Origin of the sequence: Paraburkholderia sp. EB58 (assembly GCF_050436665.1) — a bacterium.
In the GTDB taxonomy this organism is placed as follows: domain Bacteria; phylum Pseudomonadota; class Gammaproteobacteria; order Burkholderiales; family Burkholderiaceae; genus Paraburkholderia.
Window position 1 is genome coordinate 49791 of record NZ_JBNDMQ010000045.1, and the last position, 17355, is coordinate 67145.

General features: G+C 62.4%; 13 protein-coding genes. 6 read left to right on the plus strand and 7 right to left on the minus strand.

What is annotated here, in order from left to right; all coding sequences use genetic code 11:
• Positions 1–74 precede the first annotated feature (74 nt).
• The 3 genes from P3T40_RS39060 to P3T40_RS39070 all read right to left on the minus strand — a co-directional run bounded on the left by P3T40_RS39060 (position 75) and on the right by P3T40_RS39070 (position 2880).
• Positions 75–1178 (minus strand): acyl-CoA dehydrogenase family protein, encoded by a 1104-nt coding sequence (locus P3T40_RS39060; RefSeq protein ID WP_429273039.1) that lies wholly within the window; start codon positions 1176–1178, stop codon positions 75–77.
• Positions 1175–1744 (minus strand): carboxymuconolactone decarboxylase family protein, encoded by a 570-nt coding sequence (locus tag P3T40_RS39065; RefSeq protein WP_429273040.1) that lies wholly within the window; start codon positions 1742–1744, stop codon positions 1175–1177. Before P3T40_RS39065 ends, P3T40_RS39060 begins: the two co-directional genes overlap by 4 nt.
• Before the next feature lie 131 nt (positions 1745–1875).
• Positions 1876–2880 (minus strand): AraC family transcriptional regulator, encoded by a 1005-nt coding sequence (locus P3T40_RS39070; RefSeq protein ID WP_429273041.1) that lies wholly within the window; start codon positions 2878–2880, stop codon positions 1876–1878.
• A gap of 601 nt (positions 2881–3481) precedes the next feature.
• Between P3T40_RS39070 and P3T40_RS39075 the strand changes: the two genes are divergently transcribed.
• Positions 3482–4516 (plus strand): SGNH/GDSL hydrolase family protein, encoded by a 1035-nt coding sequence (locus P3T40_RS39075; RefSeq protein WP_429273042.1) that lies wholly within the window; start codon positions 3482–3484, stop codon positions 4514–4516.
• Between the two features lie 51 nt (positions 4517–4567).
• On the opposite strand, the gene hmpA is transcribed toward P3T40_RS39075, so the two are convergent.
• Entirely contained in the window at positions 4568–5749 is a 1182-nt protein-coding gene (hmpA, locus tag P3T40_RS39080; RefSeq protein ID WP_429273043.1) for an NO-inducible flavohemoprotein, read from the minus strand.
• A gap of 112 nt (positions 5750–5861) precedes the next feature.
• On the opposite strand from hmpA, the gene norR reads away from it, so the two are divergent.
• Entirely contained in the window at positions 5862–7457 is a 1596-nt protein-coding gene (norR, locus tag P3T40_RS39085) for a nitric oxide reductase transcriptional regulator NorR (protein ID WP_429273044.1), read from the plus strand.
• Positions 7458–7584: 127 nt separating this feature from the next.
• Here norR and P3T40_RS39090 read toward each other — a convergent pair whose 3' ends face one another.
• Positions 7585–9375, minus strand: a complete 1791-nt coding sequence (locus P3T40_RS39090; protein WP_429273045.1) for a peptidoglycan D,D-transpeptidase FtsI family protein — start codon at positions 9373–9375, stop codon at positions 7585–7587.
• 496 nt (positions 9376–9871) lie between these two features.
• On the minus strand, positions 9872–10165 hold the full coding sequence (locus tag P3T40_RS39095; RefSeq protein WP_429273046.1) for a hypothetical protein: 294 nt from the start codon (positions 10163–10165) through the stop codon (positions 9872–9874).
• Positions 10166–10386: 221 nt separating this feature from the next.
• On the opposite strand from P3T40_RS39095, the gene P3T40_RS39100 reads away from it, so the two are divergent.
• Complete coding sequence (locus P3T40_RS39100; RefSeq protein WP_429273047.1) at positions 10387–10788, plus strand: transposase; 402 nt, start codon at positions 10387–10389, stop codon at positions 10786–10788.
• Positions 10789–10869: 81 nt separating this feature from the next.
• Here the strand turns inward: P3T40_RS39100 and P3T40_RS39105 are convergent, their stop codons facing one another.
• The gene (locus tag P3T40_RS39105; protein ID WP_429273048.1) at positions 10870–11781 is read right to left on the minus strand and encodes a LysR family transcriptional regulator; all 912 of its coding nucleotides are present in this window, start codon (positions 11779–11781) and stop codon (positions 10870–10872) included.
• 116 nt (positions 11782–11897) lie between these two features.
• Between P3T40_RS39105 and P3T40_RS39110 the strand changes: the two genes are divergently transcribed.
• The 3 genes from P3T40_RS39110 (at position 11898) to P3T40_RS39120 (ending at position 17205) form a co-directional block, all read left to right on the plus strand.
• Positions 11898–15434 (plus strand): ABC transporter ATP-binding protein, encoded by a 3537-nt coding sequence (locus P3T40_RS39110; protein ID WP_429273049.1) that lies wholly within the window; start codon positions 11898–11900, stop codon positions 15432–15434.
• 219 nt (positions 15435–15653) lie between these two features.
• Positions 15654–16625, plus strand: a complete 972-nt coding sequence (locus tag P3T40_RS39115; RefSeq protein ID WP_429273050.1) for a DUF1571 domain-containing protein — start codon at positions 15654–15656, stop codon at positions 16623–16625.
• Positions 16626–16770: 145 nt separating this feature from the next.
• Complete coding sequence (locus P3T40_RS39120) at positions 16771–17205, plus strand: GNAT family N-acetyltransferase (protein WP_429273051.1); 435 nt, start codon at positions 16771–16773, stop codon at positions 17203–17205.
• The last annotated feature ends 150 nt before the right edge of the window (positions 17206–17355 follow it).

The window sequence follows — 17355 nt, forward strand, 5'->3', positions numbered from 1 at the left end:
GTACGTGCCGGCCTGGGTAGCTCAGGCCAACTTCCCTAGTTCGACGCGCGGTGCGGACGTGCCGATCGCGTGGCTCATGCCGCTTTCGTCTGTCGATGCTGGGCAAGCTGGTTTTTCAGCTGCACGATGCTCGGCGTGACAATCGGCACGAAGGCCGCTTCACGCGTGCGGCGGGCGGAGCCGCTCTGGCCGCGCAAATAGCCGCGTCCACCGGTTGTCTGCACTTCGAGGCGAACGGCCGCATCCACAAGCGCGGCCAGCGCGATGCGCACTTCGAACAACGCGGCCGGCGTGGCGAGGAAGGTGCCGTGCTGAACGCCGTCGAACAAACGCTGCGACAGTACATCCAGTTCGTTCGTCAGATATGCCGCTTCGTCTGCTACGGCCTCACGTGCGGCAGCGCTGCTCGCTTCGACCGCCGCGAGCGCACGGCGCGCGAGGCCAATCGACATGCCGCATTGCAGACCGAGGAAGGCGGGGCGCACGCGCACCAGGAAATTGCGTGCGTCGTCGGTGATCTGCCAGCTCGAGTCGAGCACTGCGCCATCGAGCCGCAACGCCGCTGTGTTGCTCGAACGCAGCGCGATCAGGTCGAGGTCGTCGCTGCGCGTGAGGCCGGTAGCGTCATGTGGTAACGCAAAGATCGAAGGCGGTGCGCCGTCGCTATGATCGAAAGCAGCCGCGGCCAGAAACCCTTCTCGGCGCAAGTTCGTGATCCACGGCAGGCTGCCGTTCAATGTCCATTGCCTGATGCCATCCGTATCGCCCAGCGGCGTTGCATTCATCTGCAGCGATTCCAGACTCGAGAGGTACTTCATGGCGTTCGAGAGACCTGTTGCGCCGGCCAGTTCGCCGCTCAGGAGCGACGGCAACCAGCGGGTGCGCAAGCCCTCGTTAGGACTATGCAGCAGATACTCGATGAAGGTCCGCTGCCCCCAGAAGACGAAGGCGGCCGCGAGCGAGTGCGCGGCGACGCCCGCAATCGCGTCGATCGCGTCGACCGTGGTGCCATCGGAACCGCCCAGATTGACCGGCACGCCGATCCGCAATAGCTGCGCACGACCGAGCTGCGGCAAGATCTGCGCGGCGAGGTCCTGGTCGGCGTCAATTGCTTCGGCATGCTCATCGAGCCACGCCGCGAGCGCGGGCGCGCGGCTCGCTAACGGCAGCGCATTCATGTCGCCTGTCCCTGCGGTGGCGTCCAGCGGTACGCGGCGAGTTGCGGGTTCAACTCGTTTTGCGCCAGGTTGTTGGCGAAGTTGCACAGGGTGGCGAGACTCACGCCGAGTACGACTTCCAGCACATTCGCATCGCTAAAGCCAGCTGCGCGGAATGTCGCAAGCGCTTCGTCCGTAACAGCACCGCGCGAGGCAATTACCGCCCGCGTGAACACGGCCACGGCCTCGAGGCGTGGATCCGACACCGGTTGCTGGGCGCGAATCGACTCGACGACGTGCGGCTCGAGCTGTGCCTTCTTCAGTGCAACCGCGGTGTGTCCCGCCACGCAGAAACCGCAGCCATGAATACCGGCGGCCGTGATCTGTATCGTTTCGCGTTCGGCCAGGGTGAGGCCGCTGCGTCCGTTGATTTCTCCCACCGTCAAGTAGGCTTCAAGCGCGGTAGGCGCGTTGGCGAGCGATGCGACGAGATTCGGCAGGTAGCCATTGTTTGCCTGCACGCGTTGCAGGTAGGGGCGGCTCGCCTCAGGGGCGCTCTCGGTGGTGTGCAAACGAAGACGGCTCATGATGGTTCCTCACAGATGATGCCTCATTGTGAGTCCGGCAACCGTGTTCGAACAATGCGCGCCTGTCTGCGAATCCTGCGAGTTTGTCCAGCTTCGACCGCCGGGCGTCGGCACCACTCGCAGCCCGTTGATCAATGCAGCGCGGCGAACGGCGGCGTGCTGCCGGCCGCTCGAGCCTGCTGTCCCGCGGGCTTCACGGCGCTGCGGCGGTAGGCGCCAGGTTGCACGCCGGTGACGCGCTTGAACGCCTGCGCGAACGCGGATTCCGATTGATAGCCGACCCGCTCGGCAGCATCCGGCATGCTCGAACCGCCACGCAACATGGCCGCTGCCATTTTCATGCGAACCAGCGTGACGAACTGGGCGGGCGGCTGCCCTGAGATATCGACAAACTGCTTGCAGAAGCGCGCCCTCGACATATGGACGAAACTAGCCATCGTGTCGGTGGTCCAGCGCTCCGCGGGCGCTTCGATGATGGCCGCGACGAGCGGCGCAAATTCCGGCCGGCGCATCAACGACCAGAAGCAGGGCGCGATCTCGTCGCGTCCCGCTACGGCGCGCAGCACGTAGACGAACAGCAGGTCGGTCAGACGGGCAATCAGCGGCGATGGCGTATGCACGTCGCGCAGCGCTTCGGTGCGAATCAGGTCGAAAATCGCGCGTGCGCCATCGAGCGATGGGTTGTCGCGCCGCGCGACGATATAGTCCGGCAACAGGCTAAGCAGCATGTCGTCGAGTCCCGAGTTGAACTCGAAGAAGCCACAGGCGATCCCCACGCTGCCGTCGGCGGGCGCGCGCGCATCGTCGGGCGAGGTCAGCGGCGACATCGTGCCAATCCGTTCGCTTTCTCGGCCACTGGCCGGAGGGTTCGGATCCGGTGACAGGCAATGCGGCATATCGTGCAGCAGGAACACCGCGTCACCGGGCGCGAGGCGCACGCTTTGCGCGGCGCGCTCCGCGTTGGCAGGCAGGTGCAGCCACGATTCGCCGTGTAGCGCCAGATGGAAGCTGGCCCGATGCCGTCCGGCCGTCGACGCCTGCCAGGCGCCGCAATATTGGCCGACGTGAAAGATCGTGCTTTTCAGTTCGAGACCGGATAACAACCAGTCGGCAATCGTTTCGGTATGGGGTGACATGGGGCTCAGGATGGATTCATCATGCTGTGATGCATTACAGACCCACTACCATAGGGTTTCGCCCGGCCAATGCAACGAATTTTTTGTTTGAAGCTTATGCCTTGCAGAGGAGAGGGATGGGGCCGGATGCAGGTCGGCAAGGGCGCATGGCTATCGCACCGTGCGCTGGGCCGATTCCAGCGCACCCGCCAGGTCGTGTTAAGTTCCAGGCCGCATATCGTTGTGCAGATTTCTTCGTGGCGCAATGCCATGCAAGCGTTGAGAATCGTTCGACTCATTACTCTCTGGACTGCCGCACATCATGAGCCGAGACCTCCTCTTAGTCCTCGAACCCTCGCGTTGCTCGCCGAACGCCACGGTTTTCCGAAAGTCCACTGACGCCTCCTCGCAGCCCACCATGACCACACGCACTGGCCATTTGCGCCTCGGCGCCTTTCTCTACCCTGCCGTCGCGTAAGCCGCGAGTGGGGCGGATCTCACCGGATCTGCCCGACCGCGATGGTGCACGCTTTTTGCTACTCCGTAGGGATTATTGAGGGCGATGCGCGAGATCAGGCCTTAAAGTGCCCGCAGCGCCCCAGCCGGTCACTGAGGAGTAGCGATGCGAGCATTAAATGACACGGTACGCGCTGCAATTTTTGCCGTCGCGATCTCATTGCTTTCCGCTTGCGGCGGCGGGCACGGAGGCGGCAGTTCGAGCAGCGGCAGCGCAACTACACCAGCTACTCCAGCGGGCGGCATCAATCTGCAAGTTGTCTCGTTCGGCGACAGCCTCTCGGACGTCGGCACTTATGCGCCGATCGCAAGCACCGTTGGCGGCGGGCGTTTCACGACCAATCCCGGACAAGTGTGGACCCAGAATGTCGCGCAATACTACGGCGATACGCTTACCGCGGCGTACACGATCGACCTCACGCATGAACTCAAGGCTCAGGGTGGCTTTGGTTACGCGGAAGGCGGCGCCACGGTAGCGACGCCGGCCAACCAGAACGATTTCCTGACCGACGTCATTGGCAATATCGAAATGCCTGTCAACCAGCAGGTTTCGAGTTATCTGAGCGCTCACACGAGCTTTAACTCCAATCAACTGGTGCTGGTATGGGCCGGTGCCAACGACGTGCTGCGGGCCGGGACGCCGCCGGCCGCAACCACTACCGTGCAGATCGCCGCTACGACGCTCGCGCAGCTGGTTGGGCAGATCGTCCAGAATGGCGCCACGCATGTCGTGGTGGTCAATCTTCCGAACATTGGGCTATCGCCCGAGGGCCTCGCTTCGTCCGATGGCGGGGCAAACTTCACTCAGTTATCCGAACTCTTCAACAGTACGCTGACCTCCACTTTGCAGACCAACGGCCTGCAAAGCAAGGTTATCCAGATTGACGCCTACACGTGGCTGAACGGGATCATCGCGAACTTTCAGGCCAATGGCTTCTCCGTGTCGAACACTGGCCAGGCCTGCGACCCCAAGAAAACGCCCGATGACACGTCGTTGCTATGCTCGCCGGCCACTTACGTGAGCGCCAACGCGGATCAGACATACATGTTCGCCGACGACCTGCATCCAACGACGCACCTGCATTCGCTCTTCGCGCAGTTTGTGGAGCAGCAGATTGCCGCGAGCGGCCTGGGTCACTGAGGCGCGGACGACCCCGCGGCGCAATTGCTGCACTAGCTGCACGACAGAGTGTTATTCAAGGGCGGCAGCAGGACCGAAGAACTCGTAGTGGCTTTGCGATTCCGGTACTCCAATCGCCTTCAGATGCTTCTTCACTGCCTTCATGAATCCAATTGGACCGAGGAAGTAGGCATCCACGTCACGCGTTTTAGGCAGCCATTCAGCGAGCCGTGCCTGATCGAGGTAGCCAATACCGCTTACTTCGCCATCTTCTGCGCGCTTCTGCTCGTAGCAGTAGAAACGCTTGAGTTGCGGGTGACGGGCAGCAAGTTCATCGAGCGTGCGGCGAAACGCATGCACGCCGCCGTGACGGGCGGAGTGGATAAAGTGCACGGGACGATTGGTTTTGAGCGCGGCCTGCAGCATTGCGAGAGTCGGGGTGATGCCGACGCCGCCGCTGATCAGCACAAGGGGTTTGTCGCTGTTTTGGAGCTTGAAGTCGCCTGCCGGTGCCAGCAGTCCGAGCGTATCGCCTTCGTTGACGTTGGCATGCAAATGGTTCGAGACCTTGCCATTGGGTTCGCGCTTGACGCTAATGCGGTACTCGCGGCCATCGGCGGCCGCCGACAGCGAATAATTTCGACGAACGTCTTCCCCTTCGATGACGAGCCGCACGCCAATGTATTGGCCCGGCTCGAACGCCAGCACTGCGCCGCCATCGTCGGGGCGCAGGTAGAACGACGTGATCTCATCGCTCTCCTGCACTTTGCGCGCGACCCGGAACAGACGCAGGCCGCGCCATCCGCCGGGTGCCGCTTCCCGCTTGGCATACATCTGCTCTTCGAGTCCGATCAGCAGGTCGGCAAGCTGTTGGTACGCGGCGGCCCATGCCTCGATGACCGCGTCAGTGGCGATCTCCGCGCCGAGCACTTCACGGATCGATCTGAGCAGGGACTGGCCAACGATCGGATAATGCTCGGGCAAGATGTTCAATGCCACGTGCTTGTTGATGATCTGGCCGACGAGGCCGCCAAGTTGTTCGAGCTCATCGATGTGACGGGCGTACATCAGCACGCCGTTGGCCAGCGCGCGCTGTTGCGCGCCGCTCGCCTGATTCGCCTGATTGAAGTACGGCCGGACTTCGGGATGTTCGTCCATCAGCAGGGTGTAGAAGTGCTTGATCAGCGCTTCACCACCGGTTTCGAGGAGAGGGACAGTTGCTTTAACGATGGTGCGGTGTTCGGCGGAGAGCATGGTGTGGATTCCTTGTGACGTGAAAGTTGAGGCAAGGGTGACTGGTGCTTCTCTATATCCACGTTCTGTGCCAGGTGTAAAATCGCTGCAAATCAATGACTTGAAAAATCAGATGGTCCATTCGACACTAGTCAGATCGACTCCAAACGAGGTCGGAATGACTGCGCGCGCCGTGCTCGACGCGCTGACTCCGCTGGTGCAGGATCTCTCGCATGACCTGCCTGACGACGAACGCTATCGACGTTTGTTGAGTAGCCTGCGTTCGCTGTTTCCTGCCGACGCAGCCGCGCTGCTGCGGCTGGACGGCGACACGCTGGTGCCGCTCGCCATCGACGGATTGAGCAGCGATACACTTGGCCGCCGCTTTCGCGTGAGCGAGCATCCGCGCTTCGCGCAACTGCTGTCGCGACCTGAACCGACACGCTTTGCCGCGGACTCCGATTTGCCCGATCCCTACGACGGCCTCGTGGAAGGCGTGGTTGCGCACCTCGAGGTTCACGACTGCCTCGGGTGCCCGTTGTTCGTCCGCGGCCGGCCTTGGGGTCTGCTCACGCTCGACGCGTTGGACCCGGCGCGTTTCGACACCACGGATATGGCTTCACTGCAGGCCTTCCTGAGCCTCGCAGCCGCGACCGTCAGCGTGGTGGAGCGCATCGATACGCTGGCTCGCACGAGCGAGGAGGAACGGCAGCGCGCGGAAGCCTACCGGCAGGCCAGTAGCCAAAGCGGCCGCGAAATGATCGGTAGCAGCGAGGCGCACAAACATCTGACCGAAGAGATCGAAGTCGTCGCCAGCAGCGATCTCACCGTACTGATCACGGGCGAAACGGGCGTCGGCAAGGAGCTGGTGGCCAATGCGATCCATGCGCTCTCGTCGCGGTCCGGCAAGCCCTTGATTAGTCTCAACTGTGCGGCGTTGCCGGATACGCTCGTCGAAAGTGAATTGTTCGGACATGTACGCGGCGCATTCTCGGGCGCATCGTCGGACCGGCGCGGCAAATTCGAACTCGCTGACGGCGGCACGCTGTTTCTTGACGAAGTCGGCGAATTGCCGCTCGCCGTGCAGGCAAAGCTGCTACGTGTGCTGCAAAACGGCCAGTTACAGCGCATCGGTTCGGACCACGAACATCAGGTGGACGTACGGCTGATCGCGGCCACCAATCGCGACCTGGCCGAAGAGGTTCGCGCTGGACGTTTTCGCGCAGATCTCTATCACCGTCTCAGCGTCTACCCGCTGCGTGTGCCGCCGCTACGCGAGCGAGGGCATGACGTGTTGCTGCTAGCCGGGTTCTTCATTGAAGAAAACCGCTCGCGACTGGGCCTGCTCAGCATACGTCTGGCCGCTGACGCGCAAGCAGCCCTGCTGCGTTATCCGTGGCCGGGCAATGTGCGCGAACTCGAGCATCTGATCGGACGAAGCGCACTGAAGGCACTGGCGTCCAATCGCGATCGGCGCCGCATCCTCACCTTGACGGCAGCAGACCTGGCGCTGTCTGCGAGTCACAGCGAGCGTGGCGCAGCGGCGGCTGATGACGCGGCGGCGCCGAGCGCGGAGCGGGATTTTCGTAGCGCCGTGACAGCCTTCGAGCGAACCATGGTGGTGGACGCGCTGGCTCGCCACAACCAGAATTGGGCCGCCGTCGCGCGTGAACTCGGCCTGGATCGCGCCAACCTCAACCGTCTTGCCAAGCGGCTCGGCCTCAAGTAGGTCGCCGCACGCGGCATTCTCGGATGAACCGCCTGGCGTCCTGTTGGAGAAATACTTGCGTTCGGCACGCGAGGATCAGATAACTGTAAAAAGGTAAGGCGCGTTCGGCTGCACACCGGTTAGCGTGTCAACCGGTTGCAGGGTTCCTGAAGCCGGATCTTGCAAGGATTGGACGATGACGCGGGGACGGTGGACTGTGATCCGCGCCGGGTTCGTCCGGTGGGATGTTCAGCACACGCATTGAATCGCTCGCGATTCTCGAGAATACCGGTCCGGACACATCGCCGCCGTAGTGCCTGGCCCCACGTGGCTGGTCCACCGAAACCGCGATGATCAAACGGGGATTGCGAATCGGAACGATGCCGACAAAGGAGGCACGGTATTCGGAACGGTCATAACCGTGACGGGTCGCGGTATAGGCTGTGCCTGTCTTACCGCCGGCACTGTAACCAGGCACTTGAGCCTGGGGTGCGGTACCGCCTGGGGCGACCACTTTCTCCAGCATTCCCTTCACTTCTTCCGCTGTTTGCGGGGTAAAGACTTGCACGCATTGAACGGGAGCGCCGGAACGCTTATAGAGAGTCAACGGCACTAGCTGGCCATTGTTGGCAAAGACCGTATACGCGTGTGCCAGCTGCACCAGCGATACGGATAGTCCATAGCCATATGACATGGTGGCCTGCTCGACTCGCCGCCATTTTCGCCACGGACGGACGATGCCCACTCCCATGCCAGGAAAGTCGAGATCAGGCGCGTGGCCGAAACCGAGTGCCGTGTACATGTTCCACATTTCTTCGGGTTTCAGGAGCATCGCTATCTTGCTCGCACCAATATTGCTCGACTTCTGAAGAACCCCACCAATGGTTAGCGTTCCGAAGTTTGCGTCGTCGGTAATCGTTGCGCCGTCGAGCAAAAACCGGCCGTTTGTTTCAACCGTGGTGTCGGGATCGATGCGATGCAGATCAAGGCCAAGCGATATCGTAAACGGCTTCATGATCGAACCGGGCTCGAAGACATCCGTCATCGCGCGGTTGCGTAACTGCTCACCTGTCAACACCGCGCGATCGTTTGGGTCGTAGGTCGGGTAGTTCGCAAGCGCGAGAACTTCACCAGTATGCGCATCCACGACGATCGCTGCGCCCGCTTTGGCCTGACTGTTGACGACGGCCTGCTCAAGTGCGGAAAACACGCTGTACTGGATGCTACTGTCAATCGAGAGCTGGATCTGCTTGCCGTTTCGCGCCGCGGAAAGTTCAACGACGCTTTGCACGACGTGTCCCATCCGGTCGCGAATAACTAGCTGGCTGCCATCCTGCGCCTGAAGGTTTCGCTCTTCGGCCAGTTCGATCCCGTCTTGTCCGTGGTCGCCGATATTGGTGAAACCCACGAGCTGTGCTGTGACGTCGCCTTCAGGGTAGAAACGCTTGAAATCGCCTGACTCGTAGACGCCAGGAATGTCGAGCTTCTTGAGTTGATCCGCAACGGCAACGGGTACTTGCCGTTTGATATACACGAAGCTCTTATCATCGCTCAGATCCGCACGTAGCTTCGGCTCGGGGATACCAAGCAGTTGCGACATATCGGCAAGCTTGGCGGGGTCGATCCCGTCGGATATATCGCGAGAGTCGGCCCAGATCGTACGTACAGGTAAGCTGGTTGCGAGGATGAGTCCATTGCGGTCGGTGATCTGGCCTCGCATCGCTGGCAATGTCAGTGTGTGCTCAAGGCGGACATCCCCTTGTTTGAGATAAAACGGGTTGCCTAGAACCTGAATCCAGAAGGCGCGGAGCGCGAGCGCGCAAAAAGCAACGAAGATCAGAAACATCACCAGTTGCGAGCGGCGCGTCGACAGACGGGCGGCCAGAATGGGCGTGGATGAAAACGCGATGTCGGTGTTTCGCCGCGGAGAGGTGGCCACCGTTGCTCCAGAGATTGCTTACTTGTGCCCAGCCCCTTTGAGACTGGACCCCATAACCATTGGCGCCCGAATATACGTCCGCTTCGACCTGTTTTCGTTGGCCGGTTTGTACAAATCAGTTTTCGATTTATGGGGTAAGGCCGCCCGAGCGGCGCGTAAGCCCAACGCCTGCTGGGGGTTTGGTCATGGGCTGCACAGAGTTGGCGAGAAGCGGCGTCTTCCTGTGTCGTTTTGACGCGCGTGAAGCGGGCTAATTCTTTATCCTCATGTGCGAAAAAGTTAAGGAAGGCTAGCAAAATTCCTGAGCGGCATATTCATGCGTCAAATGGTTGGTTGCCGAAGCGGCGCGCAACTGCTGTCAGGACCTACTCACTTAAACCTTTCCCTTTTTCACGCGGTAGATTCCTCCGATCCTGTTACAGGCAGGCCCTGGACGTCCGTGGACATCAGCATGCCCTCGCATTGTGGCCGCGCCGCGGCCCGCTGATCGAACGCATCATGAGCCGCGATTCAGCAGGAGCGACGCGAGATGGTGCAGCGTGCCGCGAGCATATCCAGTGATGATGGAAACCAGCGATCCATCGCTCGCGCCGGAAATTTCCCTGTGAATGCATGCCAGAGCGGCACCGACCAGCAGCACGGTGGCGACCTGTTTAACGGACACCCGACGCGGGTCCGACGACGCCGCGGCGTCTTCCGTCGCTTCATCGAGCGTTCGATGGGGGTGATATCCGAATCCTTTCATAATGGTCGGCCGGTCGATTTGAACATATCGAGTGTCCGCAATCATGCGACCGGGTCGAACCAATTTTTTTGCATATCCATAGCAGCACGGCGTCTTTTGCGACCTCCGGTACGGTGACCTGCCGATGCCGTGGACTTTCGCAGGAAATCAGCCTCTATCCACGTCCGGAGCTTTGCTTAACGCGAAAGATTACTTCGACGAACGGTGCTCGACACCTAAGATTGCGGGCGCCGCAGGAAACGAGACGAGCTTCGCCGAGAAAAGACATGATTCAGTTTGACGATTTGACAGACAGCGAATGGACCCTGATCGAGGGGTTGTTCTGCAATGAAGTTGTGCCGCCCGAGCGGTCCGGTCGACGGCGTGTCGAGCCGCGCACGGTGGTCAACGCTGTGCTGTGGGCCCTATCGACGGGGCATGGCTGGTCCAGAGTGCCCGGATGGTATCCGTCGCGCCCGACCTGCCGCCGTCGCTTTGAAGAGTGGCAAGCCGACGGCACGCTCGCCGAAATCATCAGGCGGCTCAATGCTGCCGGCCGGAAGGTGTCGATGCGTGGCCCGGTTGGCGATGCGTTCAGCCATCGTCCGGCGAATCCAGATCACACGCGCTTGAACGGCCTGTCGTGGGCGAGCCCGCAGACGTGGCGCGCGCCGCTTGATTTGGTGTGAGGATTCGCGGCGTTCGTAAAGCTACGCTGATTCGTTGCGCTCGGTCCGACGGCAACCGAGCGATCCGCGTACACAGGCTTGCTAAGCGCTGGGTGAGAGAATAGGGCGCATGGCAGGAACCCCCGCCTCTGCGCGGAGAAACTCGATCAACGGATCAAGTAGCCGATGCCGGCGCGCTGGCCCTCTGCGCAGGACGAAACGCCAGGAAGCCTGGCGCGACCGGTCGGGAAATAACCGCACAAGGCGTCCGCTGCGAAGTTCCGGGTCGATCAGCGGCGAGCGGCCTAGCGCGAGTCCGGCGCCGCCGATGGCTGCACCAATCACCTGACTGAAGCTGCTGTAGCGGACGATTTTCGTTTCGAAGTCGTCAGGCAGGCCAAACTCGGCCGACCACGTGCGCCAATCGATCTCGGGCGAGTTCTCGTGCACCTCCTGCAACAGGCGACAACGACAGACCGCCGTCGAGGCGAACGCATGCAGTTCGGGGCTGCACACCGGAAAGACTTGCTCCTGCAACAGGACCACGTCATCGGGACGCAGCGCGCGTTCCGGCACGTGCACGACGGCGAGGTCGATGTCGTAGCGGGCAAAATCCGGTTCGGCATCCTGAATGATGGCGTTTAGCCGGGTCTCGGGATGGCGGCCTGAAAACTCCGCAAGACGCCGCGCGAGCCACATGGCGGAAAACGGCACATTGGCCGACACGGTCAGCTGTCTGGCGACGCCTTTGATCTGCGAACACGCATCCTCCAGCAACGACAGCGCACCGCTCGCGGCGGGCAGCAGGCTGGCACCGGCTGGCGTCAAACGAATGCCGCCAATGCCGGTGCTGCGCTCGACCAGTCGGGCGCCCAACAATTCTTCGAGGTTACGGATCTGATGGCTGACGGCACTGGTCGACACATTCAGCTCAGCCGCCGCGCGGGCGAAGCCGCCGAGCCGCACCGCCGCCTCGAAGGCGCGTAACGCTGTGAGTGGAGGGATGTTGGACATAGTTGGGTATTGTAGGAGATTCAACACCCCTTGAAAAACCATCTTTTGCCTCGCTTCCCGGCGCAAGGTAACGTCACATAAAACCCGATATGGCACTGAATTGACCGGAGGCAGGGATGTATTTCGACAGCAGATTGTGGATGATGATGGCCGGTCTACGGCTACGCGTGGCCGGTGCGGTAGGCCTTGGTTTGATCGCGATGGGTTTCGGCGTTCTGCGCTTCGTCTTTCTCGGCCGCGTCCTCGCGCTTGCGTTCGCCGGGGCGGCGCCGAGGCAGTTGGCGCTTGCGGCGGCGGGCACGGTGGCCTGCATGCTGTTGCGGGCCTCGCTCGATCATCGCCGGGTCGTTCTGGCGCAAGGCACGGCAGGGCGGGTTCAGTCGGTGCTGCGCGCGCGTCTGTTCGACCGCATCGCCGAGCTTGGACCGGCCTGGTTCGGCGCGGAGCGCACGGGCGGCGTGATGCTCGCCGTTATCGATGGCGTGGAGCAGTTGCAGACCTTCTTCGGCGCCTACGTGCCGCAGCTCGTCATTGCCGCCTGCGCACCAGTGGTGATCTTTGCGGTGCTGGCCTGGTGGGACGTGCCGACCGCGGCCGTGCTGCTGGTCGCCGCGCTCGCGACGCTCGCGCTGCCGATGCTGGTCCATAACGCCGACAAGCGCGCGGCCATTGCCCGCGCGGGGGCGTTCAAGGCGTTTGGGGAAGAGTTCCTCGACGCGGTGCAGGGGCTCCCTACGCTCAAGGCGTTCGGCCAGAGCGGGGCTTTCGCGCAAAAGCTCGCGGAGCGCGCGAGGGCTCTGTCCGGCAGTACCTTCTGGGTGTTGGCGCTGGGCCTGCTCACCCGTTTCTTCACCGATCTTGGCACTGGCCTCGGCGCGGCCGCCGCCATCGCGCTCGGCGCCTGGCGCGTGAGCCATGGCGAAATGAGCCTGGAAGCGCTGCTGATTGTCCTGATGGCCGGAACGGAAATCTTCCGCCCGCTGCGCGACCTGCGTTCCGTCCTGCATCAGGGCATGATCGGGCAATCGGCGGCGAATGCCATCCATACGCTGCTGGAAGCCCGCAGCGACGCGCCGTCCGGGGGCGGGGCGCACGCGCCGGAGCTGGCCCCCGGCATCGCGTTCGACAATGTCGGCTTTGCGTATCTGGGCCGTCGTGCTGACGCCCATGCCGGACTGAGCTTCGAGATCCGCGCCGGCGAGACGGTCGGGATCGTCGGGCCGAGCGGCGCCGGGAAATCCACGATTCTGCGCCTGCTGCTGCGCCAGCACGACGCGCAGACCGGCACGATCCGCATTGGCGGTCACGACATCCGGACGCTCGACCCGGACCAGGTGCGCGGCATGATCGCGATCGTCTCCCAGGACAGCACGCTGTTCGACGGCACGATCGCCGACAATCTGCGGCTTGGCCGGCATGACGCCAGCGATGCCGACATGGCCGCTGCCGCCACCGCTGCCAATATCCACGACTTCATCACAGCGTTGCCGGACGGCTACGCGACGCGCATTGGCGAACGGGGCGCGACACTGTCCGGCGGACAACGCCAGCGCATCGCGATTGCCCGCGCGCTGCTGCGCGACGCGCCGATCCTCTTGCTGGACGAAGCGCTTTCGGCGGTCGACGCACAAAACGAGGCGATCATCCAGCAGGGCTTGGACCGGCTGATGCAAGGCCGCACGACACTGATACTCGCGCACCGGTTGTCGAGCGTGATCGGCGCCGACCGGATCCTCGTGCTGGATCAGGGAAGGGTGGTGGAGAGCGGCACGCATACCGAACTGATTGTCCGCTCCGGGGCGTATCGCCGACTGATGGGACCGCAGGTCGCGGCGAGCGGCGAACGGCCCGTCGCGATGGAACCTCTGAGCGCCGCGCCGGCGTCATCGGGGCCGCAAGTACGACCGCTCGCCGAGGACGCGGCGGAAATCGGCTGGGGCGATACCTTGCGCACCTTATTGCGCTTCGTACGGCCATGGCGCGTGAAGCTGGCGCTGACGGTGCTGTGCGGCGTCGGCCGGGTGCTGGGTTTCATTGGAGTGGGTGTGCTGAGCGCGCTCGTGGTTGCCGGCGTCGCCTCGGGACGACCGGTCCTGGGATTGGCGGTCGGGCTGTTGCTCGCGGCTCCGGCTGCGGCGACTCTGCATTGGCTGGAATCGTGGCTCGCGCACGACATGGCATACCGCCTGCTAGCGGAAATGCGCATTGAGTTGTTCGCGAAGCTCGAGCGCCTCGCTCCCGCTTATCTACTGCGCCGGCGTTCCGGCGACCTGGTCGCGCTGGCTACTCAGGACGTGGAAACAGTCGAGTATTTCTACGCCCACACGGTGGCCCCGGCCTTCGTCGCGGTGCTGATCCCCGCCGGTGTGCTGGCACTGCTGGCTTGGGCGGCCTGGCCGCTCGCGTTGGTGCTGCTGCCGTTTCTCGCCTGGGCAGGTCTGACGCCAGTCTTCGCACGCAGCAAGATTGACCGGTTGGGTGGCCAGGCGCGCGCCGCGCTGGGACAGCTTGGCGCGCATCTCACGGAAACGATTCAGGGCCTCGCCGAACTCGCCGCCTTCCAGGCCACGGGCCGCCGCCGCGCGGTCTTTCTCGCGGACACGGCCACCTATCAGAAGCAGCGATCAGCCCTGCTGGATGACCTGTCGCGCCAGAGCGCCGCGCTCGAGGTGGCGACAGGTCTGGGCGGCCTCGCCGTAGCCTTGCTCGGCGCGGTGCTTGCGTCGCGCGGCTGGTTTGCGCATGAATGGCTGCCGCTGCTGGTGCTGGTTTCAGTGGCCGCCTTTATGCCCGTGGCCGAGATCGGCCAGGTGGCGCGGCAACTGGCGGATACCATCGCCTCCACGCGCCGGCTGCATGTCGTCGAAGCGGAGCCCGAACCGGTGACCGATGGAGACCTCCCGGTGCCCGAGAACCCGCAGGTGCGACTCGACGCGGTGAGCTTTGCCTACCCAGGCCGCAGCGCACCGGCACTGGACCGGGTGAGCTTCGCCGTGCGCTCCGGCAGCACCGTAGCGCTGGTCGGCGCGTCCGGCGCGGGTAAGTCGACGGTGGCCAACCTGCTGTTGCGTTTCTGGGATCCGCAGCAAGGCGCCATCACGCTAGGCGGCGTCGGTTTGCGCCGGCTGCGCCTTGACGACCTGCGCCGCCACATTGCGCTGGTGGCGCAGGACACCTACCTGTTCAACGACACGCTGGAGGCCAACATCCGTCTCGCCGGGCGCGATGTGTCCGACGCGGACGTGCGGCGCGCGCTGGATCGGGCCGCGCTGAGCGACTTTGTCGACCGCCTGCCGGACGGGCTCGCGACCCGGGTGGGCGAGCGGGGCGTGCAGTTGTCGGGCGGGCAACGTCAGCGGGTTGCGATTGCCCGCGCGTTCCTGAAGGATGCGCCGATCCTCGTTCTCGATGAGGCGACCTCGCATCTGGATACAATCAGCGAGCAGCAGATCCGCGCCGCCCTCGACGAGCTGATGGCAGAGCGCACCTCGATCATCATCGCGCATCGTCTGTCCACCATCCAGAACGCAGACACGATTCTGGTCATGGATGCCGGGCGGGTCGTGGAGGCGGGCAGCCATAACGAGTTGCTGGCTGCAGGCGGCGCGTATGCGCGGCTGCTTGCGCATCAGCCTGGTGTGGTTGCGGCGTAGCCCTGTACGTAGTGCCGAAGGCTTCACATCACAGGTGATGCATTGGAATAAACCGGCGGGTGCTGTCGTTAACCTTATCAGGCATCCACTTCCCGTGGCGGCGCGCCGCTGTCATGGCCGCACATGCGGCGTGAATTTGCGTAACTACACCGATGTGCTGGATGACGCCGGTGACATAACATCGAAAACGTTGGGGGATTCCTGCGGCCATACAACATCATGAACAACCTGTTTCGCGTCGGGACATGGCGTTTGCGTCTCGGCTTTGCTGCCCCGGCGCTCGCGTTGACTTGCCTGATCGTCTCAATGGGCGCTTTCGCTCAATCGGTCAGCCCGATTTCGTCGGTTTCGTCGGTTATATCGACGGCATGTGCCCATGCTGCCACTCCGCCGGGTTCCGTGAGCAGGGACGTCGATCAGTTCCGGCGTCTCTCCGCTGACGAGCAGGCGGCGTCGTTGCGAACGCGGATCGAAAACCACTCGCTCCTGTCCCTGACCGACGCCCAGATCCTTTCCCTGATGGACGCAATGAAGCCAGAGGCCTTCGTTGCGTACGCGAGAGCCGACATGGTTCTCGACAACGACTACGAATACAGTATGTTCCGGCAGGAACGGGTATCGGGCAGATGGTCCGATCGCCCCGATCACATGCTTATCCGCTACCAGGACAATCCGCGAAAAGTCTACGCAAAATGGCTGCCTGACGGCGGCCATGCGGGACAGGAAATTTTGTACGACGAAACGACGGACCCGAATAGCCTCTACGGCCACGCGGGCGGTCTGCTGCGTCTCGTGTCGGGCAAGATCGCAGTGGATGGGTCGTTTGCGCATGCCCAATCCCGCCATAGCGTGCGCGATCTTGGTCTGCAGTTCATCGCCCGCACCGTCGATCATGACGCTCGCAGCTTTCGTGAAGAGGGTCTTACTGCGAAGCCGACCCGTATTGAACTGATGAATGTACAGGGCACGCGAATGCTGGCGTGGACGTGGGTGTCGCCGTCTGGACCGCCCGCGCACTACGCGCCGCGCGTCAGACTGCTGTTCGACCTTCAACATCCCTGGCCTAGTGGCGAAGTCGCGTGGGACGAACGTGGCAAGCTATTGGAGATGATCCGTTTTGACGGTGTTGTGCCTCGCCATTGGAACAGCGCCACGTTTGATCCGCGTAACCCGGACTATGGGTTTCATTGACGCCAAACGCATTAACGCCCCCGATCGCGGACGTGTCCAACCGCGCGATGGACTTATGTCCAAAATACTCGCTGAGTTGGGGGTTGGGGAAGTCCGAATCACCGGGATGCACAAGAGATAACCTGAAGGCGCACGGGAGCGTGAGATGAGTATTCGAGGCGCACAATTAAGTGACGCAAAAGCGATTTCGATTCTGAGCAGCCAGTTTGGCTGGAACGCATCGGAAGATGAAGTAGAAGCTCGTCTTGAGATTATTCTGGGCAGGTCAGATCATCAGATTTTGGTGTACGAAGGGAATGCTGGAGAAGTGCTTGGATGGATTCATGCAGGCGTCAACATAATCGTATCGAGCGGGAAGTATGGGGAGATCCTCGCGTTCGTTGTTTGTGAAGGCGTCAGAGGGTCAGGTATTGGAGGGGACCTTCTGCTGCACGCCGAGACCTGGATTAAAGGGCACGCGTGTCGGGCGACGTCCATTGTTATCCGCTGCAATAATGAGCGAAAACGGACGCATGAGTTTTATACGCGTAACGGCTACGACATTACGATGATTGGGCTGAGGAAGATGATCGGGCGATAGGTGGGGGGAGCGCTGAGTTACAGAAGATCACGCGCGCTACAGCTAAGCAGTCCCTTCATCGCTTCGCGCACCAGCTGATTTCCGCTTCCTTTGCAGTGACGGAGACCGCTCAGTCAAGCGCGCCGCCGCATCCTCATCCGTAGAACCCGC

Coding starts and splice junctions, on each gene's coding strand:
- P3T40_RS39060 (WP_429273039.1), bottom strand. CDS start 1,178: ATGAATGCGCTGCCGTTAGCGAGCCGCGCGCCCGCGCTCGCGGCGTGG.
- P3T40_RS39065 (WP_429273040.1), bottom strand. CDS start 1,744: ATGAGCCGTCTTCGTTTGCACACCACCGAGAGCGCCCCTGAGGCGAGC.
- P3T40_RS39070 (WP_429273041.1), bottom strand. CDS start 2,880: ATGTCACCCCATACCGAAACGATTGCCGACTGGTTGTTATCCGGTCTC.
- P3T40_RS39075 (WP_429273042.1), top strand. CDS start 3,482: ATGCGAGCATTAAATGACACGGTACGCGCTGCAATTTTTGCCGTCGCG.
- hmpA (WP_429273043.1), bottom strand. CDS start 5,749: ATGCTCTCCGCCGAACACCGCACCATCGTTAAAGCAACTGTCCCTCTC.
- norR (WP_429273044.1), top strand. CDS start 5,862: ATGGTCCATTCGACACTAGTCAGATCGACTCCAAACGAGGTCGGAATG.
- P3T40_RS39095 (WP_429273046.1), bottom strand. CDS start 10,165: ATGATTGCGGACACTCGATATGTTCAAATCGACCGGCCGACCATTATG.
- P3T40_RS39100 (WP_429273047.1), top strand. CDS start 10,387: ATGATTCAGTTTGACGATTTGACAGACAGCGAATGGACCCTGATCGAG.
- P3T40_RS39105 (WP_429273048.1), bottom strand. CDS start 11,781: ATGTCCAACATCCCTCCACTCACAGCGTTACGCGCCTTCGAGGCGGCG.
- P3T40_RS39110 (WP_429273049.1), top strand. CDS start 11,898: ATGTATTTCGACAGCAGATTGTGGATGATGATGGCCGGTCTACGGCTA.
- P3T40_RS39115 (WP_429273050.1), top strand. CDS start 15,654: ATGAACAACCTGTTTCGCGTCGGGACATGGCGTTTGCGTCTCGGCTTT.
- P3T40_RS39120 (WP_429273051.1), top strand. CDS start 16,771: ATGAGTATTCGAGGCGCACAATTAAGTGACGCAAAAGCGATTTCGATT.